At 73.0% G+C, this 22,708-nt stretch carries 18 protein-coding genes; 8 read left to right on the forward strand and 10 right to left on the reverse strand.

Features of this window, described 5'->3' with window-relative positions; translation table 11 throughout:
- The first annotated feature begins 122 nt into the window (after window positions 1-122).
- A complete protein-coding gene (locus HA039_RS05150) occupies window positions 123-992 on the forward strand; it encodes an RNA polymerase sigma factor SigF (protein ID WP_167024404.1) in 870 nt (289 codons plus the stop codon).
- Between the two features lie 114 nt (window positions 993-1,106).
- The gene (locus HA039_RS05155; RefSeq protein ID WP_167024407.1) at window positions 1,107-1,373 is read left to right on the forward strand and encodes a hypothetical protein; all 267 of its coding nucleotides are present in this window, start codon (window positions 1,107-1,109) and stop codon (window positions 1,371-1,373) included.
- Between the two features lie 40 nt (window positions 1,374-1,413).
- On the opposite strand, the gene HA039_RS05160 is transcribed toward HA039_RS05155, so the two are convergent.
- The 6 genes from HA039_RS05160 to HA039_RS05185 form a co-directional block, all read right to left on the reverse strand.
- The gene (locus HA039_RS05160; RefSeq protein ID WP_167024410.1) at window positions 1,414-4,467 is read right to left on the reverse strand and encodes an alpha-mannosidase; all 3,054 of its coding nucleotides are present in this window, start codon (window positions 4,465-4,467) and stop codon (window positions 1,414-1,416) included.
- 70 nt (window positions 4,468-4,537) lie between these two features.
- Window positions 4,538-6,649 carry an endo-beta-N-acetylglucosaminidase gene (locus HA039_RS05165; RefSeq protein WP_167024413.1) on the reverse strand — a complete coding sequence of 704 codons (2,112 nt, stop codon included), beginning with the start codon at window positions 6,647-6,649 and terminating at the stop codon, window positions 4,538-4,540.
- A gap of 79 nt (window positions 6,650-6,728) precedes the next feature.
- Window positions 6,729-8,000 carry a glycoside hydrolase 5 family protein gene (locus HA039_RS05170; RefSeq protein WP_167024416.1) on the reverse strand — a complete coding sequence of 424 codons (1,272 nt, stop codon included), beginning with the start codon at window positions 7,998-8,000 and terminating at the stop codon, window positions 6,729-6,731.
- Between the two features lie 91 nt (window positions 8,001-8,091).
- A complete protein-coding gene (locus HA039_RS05175) occupies window positions 8,092-8,952 on the reverse strand; it encodes a carbohydrate ABC transporter permease (RefSeq protein ID WP_167024419.1) in 861 nt (286 codons plus the stop codon).
- Entirely contained in the window at window positions 8,949-9,887 is a 939-nt protein-coding gene (locus HA039_RS05180) for a carbohydrate ABC transporter permease (RefSeq protein ID WP_208298543.1), read from the reverse strand. The genes HA039_RS05175 and HA039_RS05180 overlap by 4 nt, the downstream gene beginning before the upstream one ends.
- A gap of 11 nt (window positions 9,888-9,898) precedes the next feature.
- Window positions 9,899-11,200: an ABC transporter substrate-binding protein gene (locus HA039_RS05185; protein ID WP_243869170.1), complete on the reverse strand. Its 1,302-nt coding sequence runs from the start codon at window positions 11,198-11,200 to the stop codon at window positions 9,899-9,901.
- Between the two features lie 407 nt (window positions 11,201-11,607).
- On the opposite strand from HA039_RS05185, the gene HA039_RS05190 reads away from it, so the two are divergent.
- The 6 genes from HA039_RS05190 (at window position 11,608) to HA039_RS05215 (ending at window position 18,892) form a co-directional block, all read left to right on the forward strand.
- Window positions 11,608-12,624 carry a LacI family DNA-binding transcriptional regulator gene (locus HA039_RS05190; protein ID WP_167024425.1) on the forward strand — a complete coding sequence of 339 codons (1,017 nt, stop codon included), beginning with the start codon at window positions 11,608-11,610 and terminating at the stop codon, window positions 12,622-12,624.
- A gap of 121 nt (window positions 12,625-12,745) precedes the next feature.
- On the forward strand, window positions 12,746-13,435 hold the full coding sequence (locus HA039_RS05195) for a FadR/GntR family transcriptional regulator (protein ID WP_167024428.1): 690 nt from the start codon (window positions 12,746-12,748) through the stop codon (window positions 13,433-13,435).
- A complete protein-coding gene (locus HA039_RS05200) occupies window positions 13,432-14,238 on the forward strand; it encodes a creatininase family protein (RefSeq protein WP_167024431.1) in 807 nt (268 codons plus the stop codon). Before HA039_RS05195 ends, HA039_RS05200 begins: the two co-directional genes overlap by 4 nt.
- Window positions 14,239-14,597: 359 nt before the next feature.
- Complete coding sequence (locus HA039_RS05205; RefSeq protein WP_167024434.1) at window positions 14,598-15,602, forward strand: CE1 family esterase; 1,005 nt, start codon at window positions 14,598-14,600, stop codon at window positions 15,600-15,602.
- Between the two features lie 99 nt (window positions 15,603-15,701).
- Entirely contained in the window at window positions 15,702-17,309 is a 1,608-nt protein-coding gene (locus tag HA039_RS05210; RefSeq protein WP_167024437.1) for an AbgT family transporter, read from the forward strand.
- A 296-nt stretch (window positions 17,310-17,605) separates the two neighbouring features.
- On the forward strand, window positions 17,606-18,892 hold the full coding sequence (locus tag HA039_RS05215; RefSeq protein ID WP_167024440.1) for a sulfite oxidase: 1,287 nt from the start codon (window positions 17,606-17,608) through the stop codon (window positions 18,890-18,892).
- Window positions 18,893-18,970: 78 nt separating this feature from the next.
- Here the strand turns inward: HA039_RS05215 and HA039_RS05220 are convergent, their stop codons facing one another.
- The 4 genes from HA039_RS05220 to HA039_RS05235 form a co-directional block, all read right to left on the reverse strand.
- Window positions 18,971-19,159 carry a hypothetical protein gene (locus HA039_RS05220; RefSeq protein ID WP_167021923.1) on the reverse strand — a complete coding sequence of 63 codons (189 nt, stop codon included), beginning with the start codon at window positions 19,157-19,159 and terminating at the stop codon, window positions 18,971-18,973.
- Between the two features lie 75 nt (window positions 19,160-19,234).
- On the reverse strand, window positions 19,235-19,618 hold the full coding sequence (locus HA039_RS05225; protein ID WP_167024444.1) for a hypothetical protein: 384 nt from the start codon (window positions 19,616-19,618) through the stop codon (window positions 19,235-19,237).
- Window positions 19,619-19,764: 146 nt separating this feature from the next.
- Window positions 19,765-21,981 carry a phage holin family protein gene (locus tag HA039_RS05230; protein WP_167024446.1) on the reverse strand — a complete coding sequence of 739 codons (2,217 nt, stop codon included), beginning with the start codon at window positions 21,979-21,981 and terminating at the stop codon, window positions 19,765-19,767.
- Between the two features lie 112 nt (window positions 21,982-22,093).
- The gene (locus HA039_RS05235; protein WP_243869173.1) at window positions 22,094-22,579 is read right to left on the reverse strand and encodes a hypothetical protein; all 486 of its coding nucleotides are present in this window, start codon (window positions 22,577-22,579) and stop codon (window positions 22,094-22,096) included.
- Between the last annotated feature and the right edge of the window lie 129 nt (window positions 22,580-22,708).

Genomic DNA, 22,708 nt, shown 5'->3' on the forward strand with positions numbered 1-22,708 from the left:
GGCGGAGGCGGCGACTCCGCGATCGAGCTCCGGACAATTGTTCGCCATCGGCGGGGAATGACTCGGCGAGTACGGGGCACTAGCGCAACCTGTACGGTCCGCTGCTGTGGAGGGTGAATGTGATGACAACCGGAACTGTGCGTGCTGTCGGGGTGGAGAGGACGACCGAGCGGTCGGAGGACGTACTGCCGCGGATCGACGACCCCAGCAAGGTCGCTCCCAAGGACGCCCGCGCGTTGTCCAAGCTCTTCTTCGACCAGCTCCAGGTTCTGGAAGAGGGCACGCACGAGTACCAGTACGCGCGTAACACCCTCATCGAGATGAACCGTTCGCTCGTCCGCTTCGCCGCGGGCCGCTTCCGCAACCGGGGCGGCGGCGACATGGAGGACATCATCCAGGTCGGCACGATCGGCCTGATCAAGGCGATCGACCGGTTCGACCTGTCCCGCGAGGTCGAGTTCACGTCCTTCGCGGTGCCGTACATCGTGGGCGAGATCAAGCGGTTCTTCCGTGACACCAGCTGGGCCGTGCACGTACCCCGGCGTCTCCAGGAGCTGCGGGTCGAGCTGGCGAAGGCCAAGGAGCACCTGGCCACGAGCCTGGACCGGGACCCGACGGTCAAGGAGCTCGCGGAGCTGCTCGACATCGACGAGGAAGAGGTCATCGAGGGCCTCGTCGCGACGAACGGCTACACCGCCGGGTCGCTGGACATGCCGACCGGTGACGAGGGCCAGAGCGGCAGCGGCCGGACCTTCGCCGACGTGCTGGGCGAGCCGGACCCCGCGATGGAGAAGGTCGAGAACCTGCACGCCCTGGCGCCGCTGCTGGAGCAGTTGGACGAGCGGGAGCGCAGCATCGTGGAGATGCGCTTCGGCCGGGAGATGACGCAGTCGCAGATCGGTACGGAGCTGGGCGTGTCCCAGATGCACGTGTCGCGGCTGCTGAACCGCATCATCTCGCAGCTCCGCGCGGGGATGCTCGTCGAGGAGTGACCCGGCCGGGGCCTCCGCGAGGAGGCCGCCGGCGGCGGCCGGACCGGATTGTCAGACCCATGGATCAGACTGGAGGACCTGAGAGTCCGACAGATTCCTGGGGAGGAAGCCGAGATGCCCGCCACCACCTCCACTCCGTCCGCCACACCGGGTGACCGCACCGCGGCCCAGGCCTATCTGCGCCTGCTGGCCGCGGTGCGCGCCGTTCTGGACGACCCGTCGCGGGCGCCCCTGGCCGTGCCGCTACTGGCGGCCCCGATCGCCGAGGCGGACGAGGCGCTGGACGCGGCGGGCCTGGCGGGCAACGAGAGGGAGTTCCTCGATCTGGTCGCCCTCCAGGCGGTGGGCGGCCGTGCTCCGCGCCCCGCGGACAGGCCCTGAGTCCGTCCGGCGGCCCGCGCCGCCGGACGGATTCCGTGCCTCAGACCCGCGTGAGCCGCAGCGTGACCAGTTCGAACGGGCGCAGCGACAGGTGGACGGACCCGTCCGTCACCCGGGGCCGTTCCGCGTCCGCGAGGGGCCGCTCCAGCAGGTCCGTCACGGCGAGTCCGCCGATCGCGGTCCCGAGGGTGACGGTGGCCTTGGCCCGGCCGCCGGCCGACTCGTAGAGGCGTACGACCAGGTCGCCGCTCCGGTCGTCGGCGAGCTTGACCGCGCTGACGACGACCGCGTCGTTGTCGACGGACACCAGCGGCGCGACCTCGGCCGCGGCTCCCTCGACGACGCGCTCGGGGAGATTGATCCGGTAGCCCTCCCTGACGGCGTCGCCGATCGCCGCGCCCGGGGCGAGCGCGTGCCGGAAGCGGTGGACGCCCTGGTCGGTCTCGGGGTCCGGGAAGCGCGGGGCGCGCAGCAGCGAGACCCGCACGGTCGTGGTGGTGCCGCCGTCGGACGCCCGGACGGTACGGGTCACGTCGTGGCCGTACGTGGAGTCGTTGACGAGCGCGACGCCCCAGCCGGGCTCCTCCAGGTGGACGAAGCGGTGGTTGCAGGCCTCGAACTTGGCCGCTTCCCAGGAGGTGTTGGTGTGGGTGGCCCGGTAGACGTGGCCGAACTGCGTCTCGGAGGCGTACCGGTCGGCGTGCACGTCCAGCGGGAAGGCCGCCTTGAGGAACTTCTCCGTCTCGTGCCAGTCGACCTCGGTGTCGATGTCGAGCCGCTTGCTGCCCGCCGCGAGGGTGAGCAGCTGGGTCACGGTGGACGCACCGAAGGAGCGTACGACCCGGACCGCCGCCGCGCCGTCCCCGTCCCGCACGGAGGTGACCTCGTCGGCGTCCGTCAGGTCGGTGACGGTGTTGCGGTAGAACTCGTCGACGTCCCAGGCGTCCCACTGGTTGGGGAAGTCGGGGTGGATCTGGAGGAGGTTGGCGGCCTCGCCGGGGGCGACGGTCTCCCGCTCGGCGGCGATGTCGTACGCCGACACGACCAGTCCGCGGCCGTCGACCACGACCTCCAGCAGCCCGTTGCCCAGGACGAACCCGCCGTCCTCGCGGGGCGACACCTCCACCTGGCCCGCTCCCCCGGCCGGCCCGGCCGCGCCCGCCGGGACGCCGTGGCGCGGGTGGGGCGCGGAGTTGAAGACCAGGGCCGTCCCGCCGGAGGGGTCGCCGGCCAGGGCGCGCTGCGCGTCGTCGATGATGCCGTCGAGCTCCGCGGCCAGCGCGGCGTAGGTCCTCTCGGCCTCGCGGTGCACCCAGGCGATGGAGGAGCCGGGCAGGATGTCGTGGAACTGGTGGAGCAGCACGGTCTTCCAGATCCGGTCCAGCGCTTCGTACGGGTAGCTGTACGGAGCCCCGGCCGGCGACCCGGCCCGTACGGCGGCGGTGGCCGCCCACAGCTCGGCCTCGCGCAGGAGGTGCTCGCTGCGCCGGTTGCCCTGCTTGGTCTTCGCCTGGCTGGTGAGGGTCGCGCGGTGCAGTTCCAGGTACAGCTCACCGACCCACACGGGCGGGTTCGGGTATTCCGCCTCGGCCTTCTCGAAGAACGCGGCGGGGGACTCCCACTCGACGGTGGCGGAGCCCTCCAGGCTGCGCATCCGCGCGGCCTTGCCGATCATCTCGCGCGTGGTGCCGCCGCCGCCGTCGCCCCAGCCGGTGGGGGCGAGGGAGTGCCGGGCGACGCCCTTCTCCTTGAAGTTGCGGGCCGCGTGGGCGATCTGTTCGCCGGTCATCGAGCAGTTGTAGGAGTCGACGGGCGGGAAGTGCGTGAAGATCCGGGTGCCGTCGATGCCCTCCCAGTCGAAGGTGTGGTGGGGGAACTTGTTGATCGTGCTCCAGGAGATCTTCTGGGTGAGGAGCCACTTGGACCCGGCGGCCTTGATGATCTGGGGCAGTCCGGCCGCGAAGCCGAACGTGTCGGGCAGCCACGCCTCGTCGTTCTCGATGCCGAACTCGTCGAGGAAGAAGCGCTTGCCGTGCACGAACTGCCGGGCCATGGCCTCGGACCCGGGCATGTTCGTGTCGGACTCGACCCACATGCCGCCCGCGGGCACGAAGCGGCCCTCGGCGACGGCCTTCTTGACCTTGGCGTAGACCTCGGGCCGGTGCTCCTTGATCCAGGCGAACTGCTGCGCCTGCGACATCGCGAAGACGAAGTCGGGCTCGTCCTCCAGCAGCGCGGTCATGTTCGCCGTGGTGCGGGCGACCTTGCGGACGGTCTCGCGCAGCGGCCACAGCCACGCGGAGTCGATGTGGGCGTGGCCGACGGCGCTGATGTGGTGGGCGGTCGCCGGGGCCGGGGTGGCCAGGACGTCGGCGAGCCGCTCGCGGGCGGCCGCGGCGGTGCCGTTGACGTCCTGGAGGTCGACGGCGTCCAGCGCGCGGCCGACGGCGCGCAGGATCTCCCAGCGGCGGGCGCCCTCGACGGGCAGCTCGGCCATCAGCTCCCCGAGCACCTCCAGGTCCAGGACGAGCTGCCACACGTTCTCGTCGAAGACGGCGAGGTCCATGCGGGCGAGGCGGTACTGCGGCTCCGTACCGGCCGTCTCCTTGTCGCCGAGGGTGGTGGGCACGAAGGGCTGGTAGTCGAGGATGACCGGGTTGGAGGCCGCCTCGATGTGGAGCACCACCTCTTCGCCGCCCGCCACAGGGGCGCCGATCCGCACCCACTGGTTGCGCGGGTTGAGGCCCTTCACGGGCGAGCCGTCGGGCCGGTAGACGAGGCCCTCGCACTGGAATCCGGGCATGTTCTCGTCGAAGCCGAGGTCGAGGATCGCCTCCACGGTCCGGCCCGCCCAGTGCTGGGGGACGGTGCCGGACACGCGGAACCAGCTGGTGGCCCAGGGCGCGCCCCACCGGTCGCCGACGGCGGCCGGCCTCGTCGGTCCCGCGAGCCCCTCCTCGACCGGCACCGGTTCGCCCGGCGCGTCCCAGACGGCGACCTCCAGCGGGGTCGATTCGGGGTAGACGGCAGGACGGATGCGCTCGTCGAGAACGCGCTTGAGGCGTGCTTCGACCAGGCTGCGGTCGTCATGCATGAGGGGAGGCTCCTGTAGGACGTGAGAGTGCGGGGTACGGACGTACGGGTACGGGTCGGACGGGTCGGGACTACCAGGGGCGTTCCGTCCCGACAGCCGACGAGACCTGGTACGCCTCCGAAACACTACGCACCTCGAAACGGACCGCGCTCTCACCCTGTTCCGCCTGGACAGCGGGGACATGGTAGGCGGTGCCCGGGGTCCCGCCCAAGAAGCGCCGGGAGCCGTCGGGCAGCACCCGGTGCAGCTCGTAGTGGCGGACCGCGCCCGGGGCCCGGTCCCAGGCGAGGCGGAAGGCGGTGCCGGTGGTGTCGGGCGCGGTGGAGGTGATGCGCGGGGCGGCCGGGGCGGCGGGCGCGGTCGTCGCGTTGTGGACCGAGAGCGCGCCGAGCCGGAAGCGTACGGACGTGGCGCCTGTGCCCGCCGTGAGGCGTAGGCCGAGGGCGTGGACGGTGCCCGAGGGCTGTCCGGCGAGCAGGCCGGACAGCCGCAGCGTGGCGGTGCTCCAGCCGGTGCCGGGCCGCAGTGTGCCGGCGGGCAGGTAGGTGTACGGGACGGCCGCGCCGGGTGTCGCCGGCTCACGGGTGGCGACGGCCAGCTCCACGACCACGGGGCCGGCGTCCGCGCGGTAGGTGAGGTCCACGACCGTGTCGGCGGTGAGGGGCAGCCGGGTGCTGTAGAGGTCGACGGTGGCGGGCGCGGTGAGGGCGCCGTCCACCAGCAGGCTGCTGCCGCCGCGCCAGGCGTCGGCGAAGTCGAAGGTGACGGCCGGCCGGACGCCGGTGGTGCGCACGACCCAGCGGCGGTTGGGCAGCCGGTCCTGGAGGCCGAGGTGGTTCCAGGCCGTGGTGGAGGTGACCGTGCCGCGGTCGTACCAGCGCAGGCCGTGGCCGGTGTTGAAGGTCGACGCGAAGGGCAGGGCCCGTACGGTCGACCGGTCGGCGACGGTGACGGCGGGCGCCCGCCAGCTGCCCGCGGTGTCGGGGCTCGACGGGTCGAGGGACTGGCCCGTCCAGAAGCGGTCGTCGGCGGCGTGGAACTGGCCCGGGGTGCGGCCGGCCGGGAGCTGGTTGCGGGTCCACTCGGGGCGGTAGAAGCCGAGGGACACGACGTGCGGGCGGTCGAGGGGGACGATGGCGTTCCAGTTGACGGACCTGTTCCAGCCGCTCGCCTCGACGTCCACGCCGGCCCACAGTTCGTAGCGGTCGCGGCCGAGGTTCTGGGCGAGGGTGCCGGAGGAGGCGAGGGTGGCCGCGCTCCACCGGAAGTCCAGGAACATCGAGTCGCTGACCTTGCCGCTCGCGTCCTGGAAGAAGGTCTGGTTGGCGGAGTTGAGGGCGCCCTGCCAGGAGACGCCGCCGCCGGTGGTCATCGAGTCGTACCAGGTGACCTTGAGGCCCCTGGCCTGGCTGAGCGCGCGCAGCCGGCGCAGGAAGCCGTTCATGTCGGTGGCGAGGGCCGCGTTGCCGCCGCCGGTCTCGGCGTTGATGAACCACCCGTCGAAGCCGTACGCGACGGCCACCTCGACCAGCTTGTCGGCGAGCGGGTAGCCGCCCGCCGGGTCGCGCTGGACGAGGTCGCGGGTCCACTGGAGCTGGCCGCCGTAGGCGGCGGGCGGCAGGAAGACGTTGCCGAGGACGGGGACGCCGTTGCGGTGGGCGGCGTCCACGACGGGGGCGTTGGGGGCGAGGATCAGGCCCTCGCCGGAGGAGCCGCCCCAGAAGACCAGTTCGTCGATGTACTGCCAGTGGGCGAGGGCGTAGTAGTCGGCGGTGGCGGAGCCCTGGGAGGGGTTCTGGGCCGTGGGGCCGAAGGAGACGAGCGAGGAGACGCGGGCCTGGCCGGCGCGGGCGGTGGTGTTGACGGGCACGGGGGTGAAGCGCGGGGCGAGGGGGACGGACGCCCGGTTGAAGGCGAGGTCCGGGTCGTCGTCGGCGCGCCAGGTCTTCAGGCCGCGCCAGGTGATGCCGGCGCCGGGGGTCCCCGCGGGGAGGGAGTCCGGGTACCAGTAGGAGGCGTACGGGGCGTTCGCTGCCGCCGCCGCGGGGGTGGCCGCTTCGGGGGCCGCGCCGGTCGCCGCGGCGGCGGGGCCCGCGAGGGCGGTGGCGGCCGTGGCGGCGCCCGCGAGGACGACGGTACGGCGGGTGGGGCGGGTGGCTCTCGGTGTCTCCGACGGGTTCACTTGGCTCTCCGTATCGTTGGGGGGCGATTCCGGTGCTGAGCTGAACTGGTCAGTGCCGTAAGGCACTTGGGGGCGCCGTTCATCGGACGTCGTGCGGGCGGAGGACCTCGGTGATCCCTCGGGCCGCCAGATGCATCTTGTCCCTCGCGAGGCTCTCCAGAACCACCGCGGGCCGGTGACCTTCCTCCGTCAGCCGGGCGAAGGCCTCGAAGAACTCCCCGCCGGGCCCGCAGGTCGCGCGGCGCGGCGAGGTCGTGTCGTCGCCGGTGTCGAGGGCGAGGGCGGTGGTGCGGACGGCGGGCCGGTACTCCTGGCCGCGCCGTTCCCGTACGATCCGGGCGATCGTCTCCCCGGCGGGCTTCACCTTCCGGTCGTTGGTCAACAGACCGAGGCTGTATTCGAGTTCGGGGAAGTCGGCGAGGTCCCGGGACACGTCGTGGGAGCACCACCAGGTGACGCCCCAGACGTCCGCGCAGTCCAGCGCGTTGGCCACGGTGGCCTCGGTGAAGGCGGCGGCGTGCTCGGCGGGGATCAGCGGGGCGGGGGCGCCGACCTCCTGGAGCCAGACGGGCCGGTGCGGGTCGAGCGCCCAGGCCTTGGACAGCTCGATCAGGTACGCGGCGTGGTGCTCGGTGGCGCTGCCGGTCCGGCCGTGGCGCTGGGCGGTGCCGTTGAACACCCAGGAGTGCACGGCGGTGACGGCGCCGAGGCGGGCCGCGTGGGCGGGCGTGAAGGGGTGGTCGTCCACGTACCAGGCGGCGTCGTACTCGGCGTGGAGGTGGAGCTTGCCGGGGGCGCCCTCCTCGCACGCGTCGAGCAGCTGGGTCAGCCATGTGCCCGCCTGTTCGGGCGTGATGGGGTCCGGGTCGGGGTGCGGGGGTCCGGAGAACTGGTTGATCTCGTTGCCGATGGTCATGCCGATGAAGTTCGGCAGGCCGGCGAGCGCGGCGGCGAGTGTCCGCAGGTACGCGGCCTGTCCGGCGACCACGTCGGGGTCGGTGAAGAGGTTGCGCCGGTGCCAGGTCTGCGTCCAGGCGGGCAGGAAGTCGAAGCTGGACAGGTGCCCCTGGAGCCCGTCGACGTTGACGTCCAGGCCGCGTTCGGCGGCGGCCTCGGCGAGCTGGACGAGCTGCTCGACGGCACGGGGCCTGATCAGGGTGCGGTTGGGCTGGAAGAGCGGCCACAGCGGGAAGACCCGGATGTGGTCGAGTCCGAGTCCGGCGAGGGAGTCCAGGTCGGCCCGCACGGCGTCGAGGTCGAAGTCCAGCCAGTGGTGGAACCACCCCTGGCTGGGCGTGTAGTTGGCGCCGAAGCGCGGCACGGAAGGTCTCCTACGGGCAGAGGTGCTCATACGGTGGACGGTTCCTGGTTCTCGGTCGGCCGGAGCCGGGCGGTCGGGGGGCCGGGACGGTCGGGGGAAGCCGGACGGGTGTGCGGGTCGGTCAGCCCTTGACGGCGCCTTCGCCGACGCCCCGGAAGAAGTACCGCTGGAGGCAGGCGAAGAGGGCGATCAGCGGGGCCACGGCGATGATCGTGCCCGCCGCGACGAGCCGTTCGTCGTTGGCGAAGGTGCCGTGGAGGTAGTTCAGCCCGATGGTGAGGGTGAACTTGTCCGGGTCGCTCAGCACGATGAGCGGCCAGAGGAAGTCGTCCCAGGCACCCATGAAGGCGAAGATCGCGACGACGGCGAGAGTGCCCTTGACGGACGGCAGGGCGATCCTGAGGAACCGCTGCCACACGTTCGCGCCGTCCACGAAGGCCGCCTCCTCCACCTCCAGCGGGAGGTTGAGGAACGCGTTGCGCATCAGCAGGACGTTGATCGCGCTGATGGAGCCGGGCAGGAGCACCCCGATCAGGGTGTTGTTCAGCCCCAGCTCCCGCATGGTGGTGAACTGGGCGATGATCAGGCCCTCGACGGGGACGAGCATCGCGAGGATGAACGCCAGGGTCGCGGCCCGCCGCCCCCGGTAGCGCATCCGGGCCAGCGCGTAGCCGGCCAGCGCGGCGCCGACGCAGTTGGTGACGACGTTGGCGGCGGCGACCTTGAGCGAGTTGAAGGCGTAGTCCCACACCGGGATGGTGTCGGCGACCCGGCCGTAGTTGCCCAGGGTCGGATCGCCCGGCAGGAACGACGGCGGGGAGCTGAAGATGTCCTCGTGCGGGCCCTTGAGCGAGGTGGACAGCTGCCAGAGGAACGGGCCCACCGTCAGCGCCAGTACGGCGATCAGCAGGACGTACCGCAGGACGAGCTGCCAGGGCGCGACGCGCCGCCCCTCGGCGTCGGTGACGGTCGGCGCGTTCACGCGTCCTCCTTGCGGTCGGCGCGGAGCACCAGCAGCATCAGGGCGACCACCACGACGAAGACGACGACGGAGAGGGCGGAGGCGTACCCGACCCGTCCGCTCAGGCCGGTGCCGACGCGCTGGACGAGCATCACGAGGGTGGTGTCCTCCCCGGCGGGGCCGCCGTTGGGGCCCGCCATCAGGTAGACCTCGGAGAAGACCTTGAAGGCGGCGACCGAGGAGAGGGCGGCCACGAGGACCATGGTGGAGCGGACCGCCGGGACGGTGACGGTGACGAACCGCCGTACGGCCCCCGCCCCGTCCACGGCCGCGGCCTCGTGCAGTTCGCGCGGCACGTTCGCCAGCGCGGCGAGATAGATGATCATGTAGTAGCCGAGGCCCTTCCAGACCGTGACGGCCATGGAGCTGACCAGCAGCAGCCACTGGTCGCTGAGGAAGCCCACCTTCCCGATCCCGACGGTCTCCAGCAGCGCGTTGATCAGGCCCCGGTCGTCGAGCATCCACACCCAGATCAGCCCGACGACGACGATCGAGGCGACGACCGGCGTGTAGAAGGCGGCGCGGAAGAAGGCGATGCCGGGGATGTGTCGCTGGACCAGCAGGGCCAGCAGCAGGGGCAGGATCACCAGCGCGGGGACGACGCCGAGGACGTACAGCGTGCTGTTGCGCAGGCCGATCCAGAACATGTCGTCGTGGAGCAGCTCGCGGAAGTTGGCGAGCCCGACGAAGTGTCCGGGCAGGAGCGTCCGCCGGTCCGTGAAGGAGTTGATCACGGTGCTGACGAACGGGTAGAGGCTGAAGACGGCGACGATCAGCAGCCCGGGGGCGGCGAACAGCCAGGGGCTGTACGCCAGATGGCGCCGGATGCCGCGGGCGGCCCCGGGGGCGGGGCGGGCCGCCGCGGCGGCGGTGGGTGCGGTGGCGGGCACGGTCATGGGGGCTCGGCTCAGCTCTGCTGGAGCAGGCGGTCGCACGCCTTGACGGCGTTGTCGAGTGCTTCCTTGGGACTCTGCTTGCCCTGGAGCGCCTTGGCCACCTCGTTGCCCAGCGCGGTCTTCATCTGGTCGCTGAACTGGACCGGGGTGTAGTTGACCGCGTTCTTCAGGGACTTGGCGGCGGCTATCCGTACCCGCGTCTCGTCGGTGCCGTCCTCCTTGGTGAAGTACGGGTCGTCGAGGGATCCGGCGGTGCTCGGGAAGATGGCGACCTGCTTGGCGAACGCCATCTGCCGGGTCGCGTCCGTCACGAAGTGGCCGAACGCCACGGCCGCGGGCTTCCGCTTGCTCTGGGAGTTGACCATCACCCCCATGACGTACATGTTCACCTTGCCGGTGTTGGTGATCTGGTCGGTGATCCCGATGTTCTTGTAGAGGTTCGGCGCCTGCTTCTTGAAGTTGCCGAGGTCCAGGGCGCTGCCGGGGTTCATCGCCACCGACTCGGTGAGGAACTTGTGGCCCGCCGACTCGGGGGTGGCGGTGAGCGCCTGGGGGTCGAGCGCCTTGGCGTCGTACAACTCCTTGTAGCGGGTGAGGAGTTGTACGCCCTTGGCGTCGTTGAAGGCGAAGCCCGTACCGGCCTTGTTGGTCAACTGCGCGCCGTAGCGGCCGAAGTCCTCGATGGTGGGCACGTTGGCGAGGGTCGCGATCTTCCCGCCGCTCTGCTTCGCGATCCGCAGTCCGGCGTCGAAGACCTGGTCGTACGTGGTCGGCGGCTTCTCGGGGTCGAGACCCGCGTCCTTGAAGAGGCGCTTGTTGTAGAAAAGCGGGCCGGTGTTCAGGTACCAGGGGAAGGCGTACGTCCCCTCGACGCCCGGCACCTGGTCGCCCGCCCAGGCGCCCGGCAGGTACTCCTTGCGGTACTGGGCCGCGGACTTGTCGAGGTCCAGCGCGAGTCCGGCCTTCACCAGCGGGGCCAGCAGGTCCGGCGAGACGTTGACGACGTCGGGGAGCGTGCCGCCGGCGGCGTCGGCGCTGATCTTGTCGGCGTAGCCGTCGGCCGGCCGGTCGACCCACTTCACCTCCGTGCCCGGGTACTTCTTCTCGAAGTCGGCGATGACCCCGTTGAAGTAGTCCTTGAAGTTGGCCTGGAGGTTCCAGGTCTGGAAGGTGATCTTGCCTTCGATCTTGCCGGAGGCGTCGGAGGACGAGCCCGCGTCGGACCCTCCCCCGCAGGCGCTGAGGGGCAGGACGGTGGCGAGGACAACGGCGGCGGTGACGGTTCTGCGGGAGATGCGGCGGGCGATACGCACGGTGAACGGCTCCTTTGCTCGGACCAGGCGTGCGCGGGCGGGCCGGAGCTGAGGACATCCGGGCCGCCCGCGCCTCGCAGACATTGCAATGCGCCGGGGGGAAAGTCAACAGATCGGTCACAGGGAATCCGTCCGGAAGCCGTGGATAAGTCAAAGGGCAGGCAATAATGCCAGCTCAGCGCGTTGTAACGACCGAATCACGATGAATCGCTAATGCGCTTTAGCCGATACGACTCAAGCGCATTAGTGCGCGGGAGGACTTCGCTCGCCCACGGCGGCGGGAAGGCATACGATGCCGACGTCGTACATCGGGCGAAACGCGAGGATCGGGGCATCGGGTGGGAGCGAAGGGGACGTCGTCCGGAGGGGCCCCGCAGGCCAGGCGCGGCCCCGCCCGCCGTCCGACGATGAAGGACATCGCCCAGCGCGCGGGGGTGTCGGAGAGCGCCGTGTCCTTCGCGCTCAACGACCGGCCCGGCGTCTCGGAGGTCACCCGCGACCGGGTCAGGCGGGTCGCCGAGCAGTTGGGCTGGCGGCCCAGCACCGCCGCCCGCGCGCTGTCCGGGGAGGGGTCGGCCACGGTCGGCCTGGTGCTCGCCAGGCCGGCCGCGACCCTCGGGGTGGACTCGTTCTTCCTCCAGTTGATCTCCGGCATCCAGGAGGTGCTGGCGCGACGCCAACTCGGCCTGCTCTTCCAGGTGGTGGAGGACGTCGACGCCGAGTGCGCGGTCTACCGGCGGTGGTGGGCGGAGCACCGGGTCGACGGGGTGCTCGTCGTGGACCCGAGGACCGACGACCCCCGGCCCGACCTGCTGGACGAACTGGGCCTGCCCGGTGTGGTGATCGGCGCGCTGCCCGGCGACGACGCGGGCCCGCACCCCGGCCTCTCGCAGGTGCGGGCCGACGACACCGGGGCCATGGCGTCGATCGTGGGCCGGCTGCACGAGCTGGGGCACCGGCGGATCGTGCACATCGCGGGCCTGCCCTCCTTCGCCCATACCGAGCGCCGCATCGAGTCGCTGCGGATCGAGGCCGCGCGGCGCGGCCTCGACGGGGTCCGCTCGCTCACCACGGACTACTCCGACACCGAGGGCGCCGCGGTGACCCGCCGCGTCCTGGAGGGGGGCACCCCGCCGACCGCGCTGATCTACGACAACGACGTGATGGCCGCGGCCGGGGCGGCGGTCACGGCGGGCCTGGGCCTCTCCGTGCCGCGCGACGTCTCCGTCGTGTCGTGGGAGGACTCGGCGCTCTGCCGGCTCGTCCACCCCTGGCTGACCGCCCTCTCCCGGGACACGATCGCCTTCGGGCGGATCGCCGCGGGGGAGCTGGCCGCGCTGCTCGACGGGGGCGCGGCCCGCTCCGTACAGGTGCCGCTCCCCCGGTTGATCGAGCGCGAGAGCACGGGAGAAGCACGGAAGTAGGACGGAAGTAGCCCGGAAGCAGGGCGGAAGCAGACCGGAGGTAGGGCGGAGGTAAGGCGGGTCGAATCGATGCTGTCGCGACCATTGACACCCCAAGAGATCAAGTGATCTATTCACTTCCATGAGTCGCAGTGAGGTGTCACTGTCCGAGCATCTGGCGGACAGCATCGTTGAGATCATCCGAACCGAACGGCTGGTTCCCGGGGACGTCCTGGCGTCCTCCCGGGACCTGGCCCGACGGTTCGACGTCACCACGCCCACGGTCCGCGAGGCGTTGCGCAGGCTCGAGGCCACGGGCGTGGTGGAGTTCCGGCACGGCTCGGGTACGTACGTGGGTCCCGGCAGCGAGCGGCGGCTGCTCGCCAATCCCCATCTGCCGCGCAGCAGCCGCGAGTCGGTCCTCGAACTGGTCGAGGCACGGCTCGTGCTGGAGCCCGCCGTCGCGGCCGCGGCGGCGCGGGTCCGCGAGTCCGACGCGGTGGGCCGGCTGGAGGCGGCGGCGGTCAACGCCCTGCACCCGCCGGAGGATTCACCGCTCACGTCGACGCACTTCCACGTGGCCCTCGCCGCGGCCAGCGGCAACGCGCTGCTGCGGGAGGCCGTGGAGGCGCTGCTCCAGGTCAGGGCCAGGGAACAGGTCGAGATCCGGCACCGCTACAACGACCGGGCGCGGGACCACGCCGAGCACGTGGAGATCTTCGAGGCGGTACGGGACGGCGACGCGGACGCGGCCGAGCGGCTGACCCGGGACCACCTCGGGGCCATCCGCGAGGCCGTCCTCGCCGCCGACTTCCCGGGGGGCGAGCGATGAGCACCCACGCTCCGGCGTCACCCTCCCCGGCCGCGACCCGGCCGCCGCTGCGACTGGCGGAGATGACCACGATCGAGGCGGCCGCCGCCGTCACGGCGAGCCCGGTGGTGATCCTCCCGGCGGGCGCGTTCGAACAGCACGGCCCCGGCATGCCGTTGGCCACGGACACCATCCGGGCCGAGGGGGTCGCCGAGCGGGTGGCCGCCGGACTGGGCGGGCGCGTGGTGATCGGCCCGCCCGTACCGGTCGGGGTGTCCCCGCACCACCTCGCCTTCGCCGGCACGGTCACACTGACCACCACCACCCTGGCGGCGGTGATCCGTGAGTACGTGGAGAGCCTCTACCGGCACGGCTGGCGCAAGATCCTCGTGGTGACCGGTCACGGCGGCAACAACGCCACCCTGACCACGGTGGCGCAGGACCTGCTCACCACCCACCCCGACCTCCAGTTCGCCTGGACGCCCGTCACCCCGCTGGCCTCCGACGTCGTGTCGGGAATGGGCGTCAGCGAGGTGCACGGGCACAGCGGGGAGGCGGAGACCGCCCAGATGCTGCACCTGGCACCGCACTTGGTGCACGGTGACCGGCTGGTCCCCGGGACGACGGCGACCGACCAGCTCGATCCGCTCTCCCGGCTCGCCCGGCACGGCAGCCACCCCGCGCTCGCCGTGCGCTACGACCGGCTCAGTGAGAACGGGGTGCTCGGCGACCCGCGGTCGGCGACCCCCGCGGACGGCGAGGCGATCGTGGACGCGGTCGTCGCCCGCGTGACCGCGTTCGTCAAGGAGTGGCTGGACGTCTGATCCCGTACCACTCGCCTCACCCGCGCCACCCATGACGGCGGGTGCGGTGCCGTAGCCCCGGCCTGCCCGGAGCACCGCGGCGGCACCGCACGGCCCGCACCACCGCACGGCCCGTACCACCGCTCCACACGCACCACCGCTGTACGCACCACCGCTTGAGCCGCACCACACGCACCACCGCTTGAACCGCACCACCGCTCACACGCACCACCCCGCCCGCCACGCCGGGCCCGCACTCCCCGTCACGCGTCCGCGCGTCCCCGTACGCACCCGCGTCCCCGCCCCGCCATGCCCGGGGCACCCCCTGCCCAGAACCCCACCGCCGTCCGCCCCCGGGCGTCCGGCAGAAGGAGCCTGCCATGAGCAACGTCCAGAGAAGCAGAAGCGCCCTCTCCCTCCGGCGGCTGGTCACCGCCGCGTCCGGCCTCGCGCTGTGTCTCGCGGCGACCGCCACCACGGCGTCCGCCTCCGCGACCACCACCGCCGTACCGCAGAAGGCGCAGTCCAAGGCCGCCTGCCGGCTGCCCGCGCCCCAACTGCCCGGCACCAGCGCGGCGCACACGATCAACAGCGGCGGCCGCGAGCGCGCCTACCGGCTGCACCTGCCGGCCGACTACACGAAGAAGCGGGACTGGCCGGTCGTGATGGCCTTCCACGGACGCGGCAACACCGGTATCGGTACGGAGGAGTTCTCCAAGCTGTCGACCCTCCCGGCCGTCGTCGTCTACCCCGAGGGCGTCATCGGCACCGGCGACGGCGACCGGCAGGCCTGGCAGGGCGCGCCCTACGCGGCGGCCGGCGTCGACGACGTCGCGTTCACCGGCCACCTGCTCGACAAGCTCGAAGCCACCCTGTGCGTCGACGAACGGCGCGTGTACGCCACCGGCAAGTCCAACGGCGCCGGCTTCGTCAGTACGCTCCTCGCCTGCCGGATGGCCGACCGGATCGCCGCCGTGGCCCCCGTCGCCGCCGCGCTCTACCCGACCGGTCAGCCGTGCCGCCCGTCCCGCCCGGTGCCCATGATCGAGTTCCACGGCACCGGCGACGTGACCATCCCGTACGCGGGTGACGCCGACCGCGGCCTGCCCGCGATCGACACCTGGGCGGCGGACTGGGCCGCCCGCAACGGCTGCCACACCCGGCCCCAGGTGCGGGTGACCGCGCCCGACATCACCACGACCCGCTGGAAGGGCTGCGACCGCGGCGCCGAGGTGCGGCACGTCGCCGTGACGGACGGCGGGCACACCTGGCCCGGCGCCGACAGCTACAGCGGCGGCGGCTACACCACCCAGACCATCGAGGCGCACGACGTGCTGTGGGCGTTCCTGAAGGACTTCCGCACGCCCAAGCCGCGCACCCACTGACCCCTCCCCCGTCCCACTGAGCCCCCACACCGCAGGTCCCCCGCCCCCCACCGCCGAGCCCACCGCCTACCCTCAGGTCCGAGCAAGGAGCCGCTCCCCATGACCACACCGACCCCGCCCGCACCCCCCGGCAGATCGTCCCCGCCGACCGGCGACCCCGCGGACCCGCGCGGCGCGGCCGCCGCCGAGGGGGCGCAACTGCCCCGCATCGTCCGCGCGATGGCGGTCATCGAACGGGCGGGCAACGCGCTGCCGCATCCGTTCTGGCTGTTCTGGATCCTCTCCGGCGTGCTCGCCGTCGTGAGCGCGTTCCTGGCCGCCGCCGACGTCTCCGTCGTCTCCCCGAGCGACCACAAGACGGTCGTCGTCCAGAACCTGCTGAGCGGTGACGGCCTGGCGATGGCCGTCTCCACCATGATCGAGAACTTCGCCACCTTCCCGCCGATGGCCACGATCGTCGTCGTCATCATGGGCGTCGCGGTGGCCGAGCGGACCGGCTTCCTCGCCGCGCTGATGCGGGTCAGCGTCTCGCGCGTGCCGGCCGCCTGGGTCGTGTTCGCCGTCGCCTTCGCCGGGACCGTGGCGCACGTCGCCTCGGCCGCCGCGTACATCATCCTCGTCCCCCTGGGCGGGCTGGCCTTCCGGGCCGTCGGGCGCTCCCCGATCCTCGGCATCGTCGTCGCCTACACGGCGATCGCGTCCGGCTACGACGCGAGTCCGGTGCCGACGCCCAACGACGCGATCTTCGCGGGCATCACCACCGCCGCCGCGAAGATCGTCGGCGGGGACGACGCGTACGTCTCGCCGCTGAGCAACTGGTTCTTCAACATCGCCTCGTCGCTGCTGCTGGCGGCCGTCATCACCCTCGTGGTGCGGTTCGTGCTGAGCAAGCGGCCGGACCTCGACGCCGACCCGGACGCCGAGCTGGAGGACCTGGGCGCGCTCACCCTCAGCCCGAAGGAGCGCTCCGCGCTGCGCGCCGCCGTGCTGACGCTGGTCGGCACGCTGGTCGTGCTCGTCGCGGTGATGGTCCCGGCGTCGTCCCCGCTGCGGGGCGAGGGCGGCAGCATCGTCGAGTCGCCGTTCCTGGACGGCATCGCGGCGGTGGTCGCGTTCGTCTTCGGCCTGGTGGGGATCGTGTACGGGTACCGCTCCGGGTCGATCACCTCGGCGGGCGACGTGCCGAAGCTGATGGGCCAGGGCATCAAGCAGATGGCGCCGGTGCTGGTGCTGTTCTTCGCGATCGCCCAGTTCCTCGCGTACTTCGACTGGACCCGGATCGGCGACGTGCTCGCCGTACGGGCGGCGGAGGCGCTGGAGCGCAGCGGGATGCCGATCGTGCTGGTGTTCCTGCTGATCCTGCTGCTGCTGACCCTCGTCAACGTGATGGTGACGAGCGGGTCCGCGATGTGGGCGCTGGCCGCGCCCGTCCTGGTGCCGATGCTGATGCTCGTCAGCGTCCCGGCCGAGACGACCCAGGCGCTGTTCCGGATCGCGGACTCCGGGTCGACCGCGATCACGCCGATGAGTCCGTACTTCCTGATGGCTCTCGGCTTCCTCCAGCGGTACCGCAAGAACGCCGGCATCGGCACGCTCGCGTCGTACACCCTGCCGCTGGCGGTCGCGATGACGGTGGCGTGGACCGCGCTGTTCCTGATCTGGTGGGCGGTCGGCATTCCGCTCGGACCGGGGGCGCCGGTGCGCTAGGGACCCCAGGTGGCACCGGGCCGGGGCGGCCCGTGTTGCGGCCGGATGAAATCACCGGCGAGCACCGGCCCCCGGCGGTGGGGATCCCACCGCCGGGGGCCGGTGCTCGCGCCGCAGGTGGGAGGCGCGCCGGGCGCGGGGGCCGGGCGCGTACGGGGGCGGCGCGGCGCCCCGGGAGGGCGGTTGACGTGCCCGGACGCCGCTGCCACGCTCCGGGGCAGCGCCCCCCGCCGGGCCCGCTCCCCCGCTCCCTCGTGCCCCCACCTCCGCCCCGCCGTGACCTCCCAGGAGTGCCGATGTCACCCGTACCGCCGACCGAGACCGCGTACGACCGGCGGCGGCTGCGCCAGTGGCGTGACGGCGAGGCGGTGTCTCCCGGGGTGGAGCGGCGCGACCTGTTGAGGCTGCTCGCGGCGGCCTCGGTCGCGGGACCGGTGGCGGGATCCTTCCTCGCCGGTGCCGGGAGCGCGGCCGCCGCCACCGTGCCCGCCGCGCCGGGCGCCGCGCCCGGCATCGTGAAGCCGCTGCCCACCGACGTGTTCACCGTCCGGGGCACCAACGCGGAGACCAACTTCGCGGCGCTGCGCTCCACCGGCCTGCACACTCCCGCGAGCCACTTCTTCGTCCGCAACCACACCGTGACGCCCCGGATCGCCGCCGAGGACTGGTCGTTGACGGTGTGGGGCAGCGGACTGCGCGGCCCCGCCGTCGAGTTCGGCTACGAGCAGTTGCGCGCGCTGCCGTCGGTGACCCGCACCGCGTTCGTCGAGTGCGCGGGGAACGGCCGCAGTTACTACACGACCCAGCAGCGGGAGACCGTGAGCGGTACGGCCTGGACGCTGGGCGCGATCGGCGTCGCCCGCTGGCGCGGCGTACGGCTCTCCGACGTCCTGCGGCGCGCGGGCATCACGTCCCGCGCGGTCGACGTCCTGCCGCGCGGCCTGGACGACGAGGTCGTCAGCGCCGGGGTGAACCTCGGCCGGGTCCGCCGGCCGCTGCCCGTCGCGAAGGCGCTGGACGACGTGCTGCTCGCGTACGAGATGAACGGCGAGCCGCTGCCGCCCGACCACGGCTTCCCCGTCCGGCTGGTCGTGCCGTCCTGGATCGGCGTGGCGAACATCAAGTGGCTCGGCGACATCGAGGTCAGCGACCAGCCGCTGTACAGCCCGTGGAACACGGACCTCTACCGGCTGTTCGGCCCCGCCTACCCGCCCGAGGGCAGCGCGCCGCTGACCCGGCAGACGCTCAAGAGCGCGTTCGAGCTGGCGCCGGGCGCGTCCGTGCCCGCGCACCGGCGGCAGGTGCTGACGGGCCGGTCCTGGTCGGGCGGCGCGCCCGTGCGCACGGTGGAGGTCAGCACCGACGGGGGCTCGACGTGGCGCCGCGCGCGGCTGCGGGACACACCCGAGCGGCACAGCTGGGTCCGCTGGTCGGCGGAGTGGGTGCCGCGCGACCGGGGCCCCGCCGTGCTGCTCGCCCGCGCGACGGACCGCTCGGGCCGCACCCAGCCGGACGTGGCGGTGCCGAACACGCAGGGCTATCTGTTCGACGCGGTGGTACGGCACGAGGTGACGGTCGTCTGAGGGAGCGAGCGGGGCGCCGGTCCCCGTAGGGGGCCGGACCCGTGCGGGAACGTACGGGCCCGGCCGCAACGCCGCGGTCTACGCGGGTGTGGTGCTCTCGTCGTGCCGGGTTTCCGCGGCCGCCTGGTCGGCGGGCGCGGTGGAGTCGGTCGCGGCCTGGGTCTGCGTCGTGGCCGGGGCCGGGCGGCGGCGGATCTCGGGGGCGTCGGCGCGAGCGGCCTCGGCGCGCAGCAGGGCGTTCAGGGCGGCGAAGGGGTCGATGGGCATGGCGGTGTCCTCACGGTCGTGGGCGGTGCTGGGTCGACTGCTGCGGGGCGACGGGCACAGGGGTGCCCCCGCCTGTCAGCAGCGCAGCACGGCCCCCGAGGCGGCGGACGGCACGCGTGAGGTGTCCTGAGGGGTGAACGACCGGACGTACGGGGGCGGTTGCACCGCCCGCCCGGTGACTCCCGCGCGGGGTACGGCGGGAGCGCCACCGGCTCGTACCGCCCGGCCCACGGCGGTCCGTTCGTTCTCGGCGGGGTCCTGCTGCCCCTCGCCCGCCGGTTCGGGCACGGCGGAGGCCGGCGGCCTGGGCTCCGCGGCCGAGGCGGGGTCGTGGCCGCTGTCCAGCGACATGCCGAGGAACGCGAGGAGGACCAGCAGCGTCATCAGTGCGATCCGGCGCGCGCGAGCGGCGCGGGCCGCCGCGACGGGGCGGTGGGTGACGGGCGCGGCACAGTACATGGCGGGACCTCCTGGACACGCCACCTCTGCCCGTCAGCGCCCGCGATCCCCCCTCCGCCGCCCCGGATTACCCCGTACGCCGACGCAAACCCCCTGTCCGAAGGACATCCGCCACCCCCGTTCGAACCCGGACCCGTCCGGCGGCGTCAGCCGCTCTGCCGCCACGCCCCTTCCGGCGGGACGCCGTCCTGGGCCGGCCGGGGGTCCGCCGCCGCCGGGACGTCGTCGGCCGGCGCCTCCGCCTGCCGGGGTACGCCGCCCGCGGCCACCGCCGACAGCCCCACCGGCACCTGAGGCCCGCTGCCCTCGCGGAGCCAGCGGCGCAGCACCCGGTGGACCGCTTCCGCGCCGGCCAGCTCCGCCGGGTGCCCGGCCTCCGCCTCCGGGGAGTGCGGGATGTGCGGGACCGGCGGGGACAGCACCAGCGGGGACAGCAGGAACGGGTACGACTGCTGGCCGCCGAGGCCGCCGTGCGAACCGATCTGTTCCTCGAAGGCGTGCACCCGCCCCGTCCCCGGGTCGAACGTCGAGTTCACCATGATGTCCGCGACGTGCGGGAACGTGTCGGTGCGCCGTACGGCGTCGGCCGCGCCGGCCCCCATCCCGGCCAGCGGCCCCTCCCCGTCGCGCAGTTCGGCGACCGGGACCTCCACCCCGCCCCGGCCGAGCACCACCGAGCCGTGCGCCTCGCCGCGTACCAGCAGGAAGCCGATCCCCGGATGGTCGGCGAGCGTCGGCAGCAGCGCGGGGTGGCGCGCGTCCATCTGTTCGCGGCTCATCCGGCCCGGCACGTCGGGGAAGGAGATCAGCGCGAGGTTGCCCGACGCGAGGACGACGGGGTCGGAGCCCTGCGCGGGCTTGTCCTCCGCGCCGTCCCGTACCGGCCGGTGCAGCGCGTGCCGTACCGCGTGCCGGGCCGCCGAGCGGGCCTCCGCGCCGCTCCTCGTCCGCTCGGCCCGGCGCGACACGGGCAGCCCGCACCCCGCCCTGACCAGGTCCTTGAGGGTGAGCCCGTAGAGGCCCTCGAAGGTCTCGCCGGGGCTCTGCCCGTGGTCGGAGAGCAGCACGATCCGGTACTCGCGCGGCGCGTGGTCCGCGACCTTCACGAGCAGGCCGACCGAGCGGTCCAGGCGGGCGAGGACCTGCTGCGCGTCCCGGCTGTGCGGCCCGGAGTGGTGGGCCACCTCGTCGTACGCGACGAGGTCCGCGTACACCGCCGTGCGCCCCGCCAGCATGTCGCCGATGACCGCCGCGACGACGACGTCCCGTTCGAGGACGGTCGCGAACGCCCTGATGAACGGGTAGAGGCCGCCCCGGCTCACGCGGGGCCGGTCGCCCCGGGCCCGCGCGCGCAGCGACTGTCCCGTCTCGCGGGCGACCTCCGCGGCGAAGGAGACGACCGTGCGGACCGCGTTGGCCGGGTCGCTGAAGTAGGCGAAGTACCCGGCGCGCGAGCGGTTGGACCGGCCGCGCCGGGCCGCGATGGAGAGTACGAAGGCGAGTTCGTCGGCGCCGCCGCTGAACAGGTTGCCGCGGCTGGCGCCGTCGAGGGTGAGCAGCCCGCCGTCGCCGGTGCGTTCGATGGCGCGGCGCTGGAGTTCGGCGGCGCTCGCGGGCCGGTTGCTGACCATGGTCCTGCCGCTGTCCTTCTCGTACCAGCGGAAGGCGGGGACGTCGTGGTTCGAGCCGTGCAGGATGCCCAGTTGGCTGGCGCCGGTCTGGCTGGACCAGTCGGTGCGCCAGCGGGTGAGCCGGTGGGTCGGGGTGTCACCGAGCCACGCGGCGACGTTCGGCATCACGCCGTTGGCGAGGGCGTCCAGCAGGACCTGGTGGCCCACGCCGTCGAGTTGGAGGAAGACGGTGCCGGGCGGGCCGCCCATGCCGCCGTCCTCGCCGCTCCGGCGCCGGCGCCGGTCGGCCAGCCGGGAGAGCCGGCGCCGGTACGCGTCGTCGTCGCCGACCGCGAGCGCGGTGGAGGTGGCGGAGGCGACCGCCGACATCACGGCGGCGACCACCACCGCCGTCTCCGGGTTGGCGGCGCCCCGGCCGTCGGGGATGAGCCAGAGGGCGATGAGCAGCAGCGAACCGTTGAGGAAGAACACGAGGGCGCCGAGGACCAGCGCGGGCACCAGCAGCAGGGCCCGTACCAGCAGCGGCCAGACCAGCGCGCTGAGCAGGCCGAACGCACCCGCGCCCCAGCCGGCCGTGACGGCCGTCCTGGTGATGGTGTCCCCGTCGTCCGACTGGAGCTGGAAGTCGGGCAGGATGCCGGCGAGCGCCAGCAGCGTCAGGCTGGACACCAGCCACACGATGATCACCCGGAGTACGGCCCTGCCTGTCGTACGCCATCGCCCGCGCAGCACGTCGTTCTCCACCTCATGGTCCGGGCCCGCTTCCGCTCAGGGGCTCGGCCCCAGCGTGACACAGGGCGGCGCGGAGGCGGGGGCCGTGCGGGTCGGCGGCCGTCCCGGCGGGTCAGCAGCCGTCGTACCCGGCGGTGGGCATGGAGAGCCTGCGGTGGACGTCGGCCTTCATCGCCGCGTCGTACGACGGTTCGTCCAGGCCGACCGTCTCCAGCCGTACGCCCCGGCGCGCGCACTCGGCGGAGAAGGCGGGGGCGGAGGTGAACGCCCGGTCGAGCACCCGTTCGTTGGGGGCGACGAACACGTCGAGCAGGCCGGCCTCGACGTCGACCCACAGCCCGTGGTGGTCGGTGCGCAGCCCGTAGAGGAGGAGTTGGCGGGTGACGACGTACCCCTGGTCGGCCGCCCAGCGCGCGCACATCGCCTGCTGGCCGCGGGTGTCCACGAGGAAGGGGGTGCGGTCGAGTTCCTCCAGGGGGGTCAGGCTGGCGATCACGCCGACCCGTACCGCGCCCGTACCGGCTGTCCCGCCTGTACCGGCTGTGCCGCCCGTAGCCGCTGTCCCGCCCGTCCCGACTGCCCTGTCCGCCTCGGCCATGTCGTGTCCCCACCCCTTGTCCGGACGGCAGACCTTACCGCGCCCGCCCCGCCCGAGGGAGGCGTGAACCGGGCACGGGGGCGCGCGATCCGCGCCACCGGGGGCGCGCGGGGAGGGCACCCGGGAGGG

The sequence above is a fragment of the Streptomyces liangshanensis genome, from assembly GCF_011694815.1.
Classification (GTDB): Bacteria; Actinomycetota; Actinomycetes; order Streptomycetales; family Streptomycetaceae; genus Streptomyces; species Streptomyces liangshanensis.

Excerpts from the sequence above, each read along its gene's own strand:
- HA039_RS05180 (WP_208298543.1), bottom strand. The coding sequence starts at position 9,887 with ATGACCGTGCCCGCCACCGCACCCACCGCCGCCGCGGCGGCCCGCCCC.
- HA039_RS05235 (WP_243869173.1), bottom strand. The coding sequence starts at position 22,579 with ATGGCCGAGGCGGACAGGGCAGTCGGGACGGGCGGGACAGCGGCTACG.
- HA039_RS05160 (WP_167024410.1), bottom strand. The coding sequence starts at position 4,467 with ATGCATGACGACCGCAGCCTGGTCGAAGCACGCCTCAAGCGCGTTCTC.
- HA039_RS05170 (WP_167024416.1), bottom strand. The coding sequence starts at position 8,000 with ATGAGCACCTCTGCCCGTAGGAGACCTTCCGTGCCGCGCTTCGGCGCC.
- HA039_RS05205 (WP_167024434.1), top strand. The coding sequence starts at position 14,598 with ATGAGCAACGTCCAGAGAAGCAGAAGCGCCCTCTCCCTCCGGCGGCTG.
- HA039_RS05190 (WP_167024425.1), top strand. The coding sequence starts at position 11,608 with ATGAAGGACATCGCCCAGCGCGCGGGGGTGTCGGAGAGCGCCGTGTCC.
- HA039_RS05150 (WP_167024404.1), top strand. The coding sequence starts at position 123 with ATGACAACCGGAACTGTGCGTGCTGTCGGGGTGGAGAGGACGACCGAG.
- HA039_RS05195 (WP_167024428.1), top strand. The coding sequence starts at position 12,746 with ATGAGTCGCAGTGAGGTGTCACTGTCCGAGCATCTGGCGGACAGCATC.
- HA039_RS05225 (WP_167024444.1), bottom strand. The coding sequence starts at position 19,618 with ATGTACTGTGCCGCGCCCGTCACCCACCGCCCCGTCGCGGCGGCCCGC.
- HA039_RS05200 (WP_167024431.1), top strand. The coding sequence starts at position 13,432 with ATGAGCACCCACGCTCCGGCGTCACCCTCCCCGGCCGCGACCCGGCCG.
- HA039_RS05215 (WP_167024440.1), top strand. The coding sequence starts at position 17,606 with ATGTCACCCGTACCGCCGACCGAGACCGCGTACGACCGGCGGCGGCTG.
- HA039_RS05210 (WP_167024437.1), top strand. The coding sequence starts at position 15,702 with ATGACCACACCGACCCCGCCCGCACCCCCCGGCAGATCGTCCCCGCCG.
- HA039_RS05220 (WP_167021923.1), bottom strand. The coding sequence starts at position 19,159 with ATGCCCATCGACCCCTTCGCCGCCCTGAACGCCCTGCTGCGCGCCGAG.
- HA039_RS05155 (WP_167024407.1), top strand. The coding sequence starts at position 1,107 with ATGCCCGCCACCACCTCCACTCCGTCCGCCACACCGGGTGACCGCACC.